The organism is Streptomyces sp., from assembly GCF_019510245.1.
Lineage (GTDB): Bacteria > Actinomycetota > Actinomycetes > Streptomycetales > Streptomycetaceae > Streptomyces.
The window spans coordinates 1-4,931 of the sequence record NZ_JAEKKT010000017.1; the positions used below are offsets into that span (position 1 = coordinate 1).

Annotated in this window: 7 protein-coding genes and 1 pseudogene; 7 read left to right on the forward strand and 1 reads right to left on the reverse strand. The window is 68.1% G+C overall.

The genetic code is table 11. The annotated features are described in order from the left end of the window. The first annotated feature begins 267 nt into the window (after positions 1-267). The 6 genes and pseudogenes from JF597_RS00420 to JF597_RS00445 form a co-directional block, all read left to right on the forward strand. A complete protein-coding gene (locus tag JF597_RS00420; protein WP_293986561.1) occupies positions 268-522 on the forward strand; it encodes a hypothetical protein in 255 nt (84 codons plus the stop codon). Then, entirely contained in the window at positions 519-893 is a 375-nt protein-coding gene (locus JF597_RS00425; protein ID WP_293986563.1) for a PIN domain-containing protein, read from the forward strand. The genes JF597_RS00420 and JF597_RS00425 overlap by 4 nt, the downstream gene beginning before the upstream one ends. A gap of 44 nt (positions 894-937) precedes the next feature. Then, on the forward strand, positions 938-1,090 hold the full coding sequence (locus tag JF597_RS00430) for a hypothetical protein (RefSeq protein ID WP_293986565.1): 153 nt from the start codon (positions 938-940) through the stop codon (positions 1,088-1,090). Positions 1,091-1,322: 232 nt separating this feature from the next. After that, positions 1,323-2,147, forward strand: a complete 825-nt coding sequence (locus JF597_RS00435; protein ID WP_366916360.1) for a nucleotidyltransferase family protein — start codon at positions 1,323-1,325, stop codon at positions 2,145-2,147. Between the two features lie 45 nt (positions 2,148-2,192). Beyond that, positions 2,193-3,077, forward strand: coding sequence for a TIGR03620 family F420-dependent LLM class oxidoreductase (locus tag JF597_RS00440; protein ID WP_293986567.1), 885 nt, complete (start codon positions 2,193-2,195; stop codon positions 3,075-3,077). Positions 3,078-3,382: 305 nt separating this feature from the next. After that, positions 3,383-3,610, forward strand: a pseudogene (locus JF597_RS00445) (IS630 family transposase); the annotation flags it as partial. Here JF597_RS00445 and JF597_RS00450 read toward each other — a convergent pair. Beyond that, positions 3,607-3,951, reverse strand: coding sequence for a type II toxin-antitoxin system PemK/MazF family toxin (locus JF597_RS00450; RefSeq protein ID WP_293986568.1), 345 nt, complete (start codon positions 3,949-3,951; stop codon positions 3,607-3,609). The pseudogene JF597_RS00445 and the gene JF597_RS00450 sit on opposite strands and share 4 nt — an antisense overlap. Positions 3,952-4,119: 168 nt before the next feature. Between JF597_RS00450 and JF597_RS00455 the strand changes: the two genes are divergently transcribed. Beyond that, entirely contained in the window at positions 4,120-4,656 is a 537-nt protein-coding gene (locus JF597_RS00455; protein ID WP_293986570.1) for a GNAT family N-acetyltransferase, read from the forward strand. Positions 4,657-4,931: the final 275 nt, after the last annotated feature.

Genomic DNA, 4,931 nt, shown 5'->3' on the forward strand with positions numbered 1-4,931 from the left:
GGCGACCCCGGCGCCCTGCGCCCCATCGAAGACGACTAGACCCGAAGACGAAGAGACCTACGACCCCTCCTTGAGGCATGCCGGGTGCTGAGTTGGGGTGCGTGCGGCCGATACGGCAGAACCAGAAAACCACCCTTCCCGGGACGGACCGAGCACTACCCTGCGGGTCAATTTCCGCACACAGGGGCCAACTATCGCGCTCAAGGGCAAACTATCGAACGCACAACGCAGTATCCCCCTCCATTCTACCGGCGGTAGAATCGGTGTATGAGTAAGCCGACCAGCATCAAGACCAGCGAGGAAGTGCGTGACCGGCTGCGCGTTCTCGCTGAGGAACGCGGCACCACCATCACGGAACTGCTGGAAGAACTCGCCGCCCGCGAGCTCACGGCAGCCGAGCGAGAGCAGCGGGCTGTCGCGGCCGCGAAGGAGCTCGGCATCGAGTACACCGACCAGGTCCAGCAGGCCGGCCAGGACGCCTGGGCGAAGATCCGAGCCCACCAGGGTGACGCAGCCGCATGAACCTGACGGCTGTCCTGGACCACACCGCTCTGACCGCCCTGTTCCGCGGGGATCCCTTCTTCACCGGCCTGTACATCGAGGCCTCGCGCGGTACCGGCCGGGTGATCATCCCCTCGCTGTCGGTACTGGCTGCCGAGCGGCAGGTTGCCGGCGCGGGCCGGCACGCGGCGTCCCTGCGGTTCGCGGAGCACGTGCCGTTCAGCGCAGCGCACGCTGTGGACGCGATGGACTGGACGCATGCTGACTGGCCGGTGGCGCACGCCGCGGCGATCGCCTGGCAAGCCGTGAAGGCGGGCGACCCACTCACGGTCCTGTCCCTGGAACCCGAACTGTATGCGGGCACCGGCATCACTCCGCTGAACCCAACTTGACCTGGCCCGACGGCCGTTCCATTTCATGATGGCTGGAGTCCCACGTGCCTGAGGACACCAGCGCCGCCTTCACCGACTCCCTCGCCGACGCCGTCGGAACGCCGGGGGACCGACCGATCGCAAAGCGCCTGGACATGATCGAGCGAGTCCTGTTCGCTCTCGCCCGTGCGCAGGGCATCGACCCTGATGCCCTTTGAACCTGCCCAGCCGTTGTGCCTAGGAGGCTGCAAAGTCCGACGGACCGGGAACGCCCGTGCTCCTGAGCCGCCCTTCGCCGTCACGGCAGACCATGTGCCGTGCCCCGTCCCGGACCTGGCGTCGACACGGGTCGACCAGACTCACGCGACGGTTGGACCGATCGGTGTGCAGAGCGCGCGAAGACTGGTTTACGCCTGGTCTCGTCCCGGCGGGACGGGTATCTACATGAGCATGATCCGATCCGGTCGGGCGCCCGACTCTCGCGTGTGTGTGCAGAGGCCGGGCGAGCCCGCCGCAGCCGACACGCCACCTCTGGTCTGCGGGCGAGACGACCCACTGCCCGCCCGGCAGGCCGTCATTCTGGCGGGCGGAAGGGGTAGTCGGCTCCTACCGCTGACCAGAGACCGGCCCAAGGCGATGGTGGAGATTCACGGGGTGCCGATCCTGCGGCACCAACTCGATTGGCTTGCTGGTTGCGGAGTCGAACGCGTCGTGGTCTCTGCAGGACATCTGGCCGGGGTGATCGTCTCGTACCTCGGCTCCCGTCCGTCGCCGCCACGGACCGAGGCAGTGGTCGAGAAACGGCCGCTGGGGCGCGGCGGTGGTCTTCGCCGGGCCGCGCGGGCCCTGCCGTATCCGGGCGAGCCGTGGTTCGCTGTGTACGGGGACATCTGGACGTGCTTCTGCCTGTGCGGGATGCGCGCCCATCACCTGCGCGGTGGCGTCGCGGCGACCGTGGCGCTCGCCGGTCCCGGCCTGCCCGGCAGCGCGGTGGCCTATGACGAGCTGGGCCGGGTGACGGACCTCGCCCCGACGGTCCCGGGGCCGGGCCGGGTGAACGCCGGTGTGTACCTGTTCGCCTGGCGGGTCGTCTCTCTCCTGCCCGAAGAAGGAGATCACGCCGACAGCACACTGCCCCGTCTGGCCGGCTCCCATCAGCTGTCCAGTTACGCGATCGACGCCCCCTGGCAGGCGGTGAACACCCCAGCGGACGTGATCAGGCTGGAACACGATCTCGCCACGCGAAGGGCAAACCGTCAGGCTGTGGGCGAGTGACCTCAGGACAGGCCACCGTCAGGTGAATTCCGAGGAGGGCGCGGTATGGATGTGTCGCCGGTCGGGGTGTGGAGTACAGCGTTCACTCACGGTGATCCCGACCGAGCGCGGGCGGCCGCCTGCGAACTCGAGGAGCTCGGCTACGGCACGTTGTGGCTGGGCGGCATCCCCGGCGGCAACCCGAGCGGGGACCTGTACAGCAGCCTCGCCCTCCTCACGGCGACCAAGCACACAATCGTCGCCCCCTCCTGCGTCTCCATCTGGAACCTTCCACCCGGTCGGCTCGCCGCCGCCTACCGCGGGCTTCCCGCACCGTATCGGCGACGGACGCTGGTGGGCCTGGCCGTCAGTCACGCGGAGATCGCCTCGGCCTACCAGCGCCCCTATACGGCGATGTCCGCCTACCTCGACGCGCTGGACGTGTCCGCCGGTCCGCTGCCGAAGAGCGCGCGGATCCTGGGCGCGCACCGGCCCCTGATGACGCAGCTCGCCGCCGACCGGGCCGCTGGAGTGCAGCCCTACCTGGTCCCGCCGTCCCACACGGCCCGGGCACGCGCGGTGCTGGGGGCGGGGCCGCTCCTCGCGCCGGTGCAGACGTCCGTGGTGGACACCGACCCGGTCACGGCCCGTGCCACGGCGCGGCGGGCGATCAGTCCCTACCTCACGAAGCCCAACTACGTGCGGACCTGGCTGGAGGGCGGGTTCACCCAGGACGACCTCGCCGCTGGCGGCAGTGACCGTTTTGTCGACTCTCTGGTGGTGTGGGGGTCCGCCGACGTCGTCGCGCGGCGTGTCCTGGCCCACCTGGAGGCGGGCGCGGACCACGTCGCCCTGCAGATCGTCACCGACACCCCGCATGCCTTCCCCATTACCGCTTGGCGCGCCGTGGCCGAGCGCCTGCCCCGTGCTTTAGTACTGCAAGCGCATTGAGGGGTGCGGCCTCGGCCCTATGCCCCTGGCGGCCGGTGGTAGGCGCGCAGATCACCAGCATCACGCAACCGCGTGACAGAACCTTGGAACTCCCCATTCCGTTGAATGCCGGAGCGAGTGGGCGACGAGCAGCCCTGGTCGTTTTCAAGGCTCTGGCCGCGATTCCGTGAAGGATCTCGGAGTCGCTCGGTCCGGTGTGTGGCTTTATCGGTGAGTCCTGACACCGGTTGTCGATCGGCGGCGGCACCGCCCGGTGTTGGCGGGAGAGTGATATCGCCAAGTTTTGACACCACTTGGGGGCTTGCGTCGAGGCCCGCTTCGGGCCGCTGCGGCAGTTCACCCTGGCCAACACGCATCATCCGAACCACACGATCCAGACCCGGGCCCTGCACGCCTACCTGCGCTGGCGGAACAAGAATGCCCGCCGCTCTGACGTCCTGGCCGCCCAGCGCAAGGAACGCGCCCGCATCCGCAGTGAGAAGGACCTTCGCTGGGGAGGCCGCCCCCGCTCGTTGCCTGATCAAGCAGCCTAGTGTGCGGCCTGGTCGAGTCCACCGGCACGGAGAGCATCCTCGATCTCGCCGAGCTTCGCTGACGACAAGACTCCCACCTGCTCGGTCAGATCTTCCTTGGCCAGCGTGACCAGCCAATTGCACGGGACAAGACCGGGACGTGGCAGCGCCACTCGAAGGACGCCCTCGAGAGGCAGCCCCTCGGGCGCCCCCACTGCCACCTCGACGGCCACACCGCTGATCTCGGTCCCCGCAGGAGCGACGACCTGCATCGCTCGGAACCCGGACGCTTCGTCTCCTGACAGCAGTACTACCGGCCGCCGCTCGTCAAAGTCCGCCAACCAGACCTCGCCGCGCTGCATGTGCCCTCCCGACGCAGGATCGCGGGGGAACCTTGCACGCCCCGGACCGAACACCTCATTGCCGACCGCAATCCAACCAGTCCAGCGGTCGCAGCGGCCAGCGAACCCGGTGAACCTGCGCGCTCACAGCACTAGGCCAGTGCTCGGCGGAGAGATCATCATGTGGGAATGACTGAGAACCGATCCACTGTGGCGCCGACTGTGGTGCGGCTCGCCCAGTACACGAAGGCGGACCAGGAGGAGATCCTTGGCAACAGCGATGATCCCTTCGGTGTCGCCTGGACCGGTCTGACCTGGCTGCCGAAAGAAGAGCACTTCGGCATCCGGCACGACGGCCGCCTCGTGGCACACGCCGGCCTGCTGCGACTGCCTGTTGCGATCGACGACGCCGAGACAGAGGTGGTGGGCGTCGGCGGGGTGGCCGTCTCACCCGGCATGCAAGGTCAGGGCCTCGCTCGCCTCGTCGTCACAGCTGCCCTGGAGCACGCCCGAACGATGGGTCCTCAACACGCACTCCTCTTCTGCCGGCCTCCCCTCGTGTCGCTCTATCAGCGCCTCGGATGGCACCCGCTCGACAAGGACGTACTCGTCGAACAACCCGAAGGCCGCCTCGTGACCATGCCGCTGCGGACCATGGTGACGCCCCTGCGCGACGACGCCCGGTGGCCCCCAGGGCCAGTACGGCTGTCCTCACTCCCCATGTGACGGGCCTCCTATAGCAAAAGCCGCGCAGCGCGGCGACGCAGGGTCCACCCATCGCGCACCGGTGTCAGTTCTCACCAACATTTTCCGGCTCTGCGATCGACTAGCGCTGCCCAAACTCGGGGACAAACGTGTCGACTTGTCCGTCCCCTCGTAGCGTGGAGTCCGTGATTGCAAGGGAAGTTGGGGTTCATGGGTTCCAAGCAACGGACGTACACGCCTGAGTTTCGTGAGGGTGCTGTACGCATCGTGATCGAGACGGGCAGGCCGATCCCGGA

Coding starts and splice junctions, on each gene's coding strand:
- JF597_RS00420 (WP_293986561.1), top strand. CDS start 268: ATGAGTAAGCCGACCAGCATCAAGACCAGCGAGGAAGTGCGTGACCGG.
- JF597_RS00425 (WP_293986563.1), top strand. CDS start 519: ATGAACCTGACGGCTGTCCTGGACCACACCGCTCTGACCGCCCTGTTC.
- JF597_RS00435 (WP_366916360.1), top strand. CDS start 1,323: ATGATCCGATCCGGTCGGGCGCCCGACTCTCGCGTGTGTGTGCAGAGG.
- JF597_RS00440 (WP_293986567.1), top strand. CDS start 2,193: ATGGATGTGTCGCCGGTCGGGGTGTGGAGTACAGCGTTCACTCACGGT.
- JF597_RS00450 (WP_293986568.1), bottom strand. CDS start 3,951: ATGCAGCGCGGCGAGGTCTGGTTGGCGGACTTTGACGAGCGGCGGCCG.
- JF597_RS00455 (WP_293986570.1), top strand. CDS start 4,120: ATGACTGAGAACCGATCCACTGTGGCGCCGACTGTGGTGCGGCTCGCC.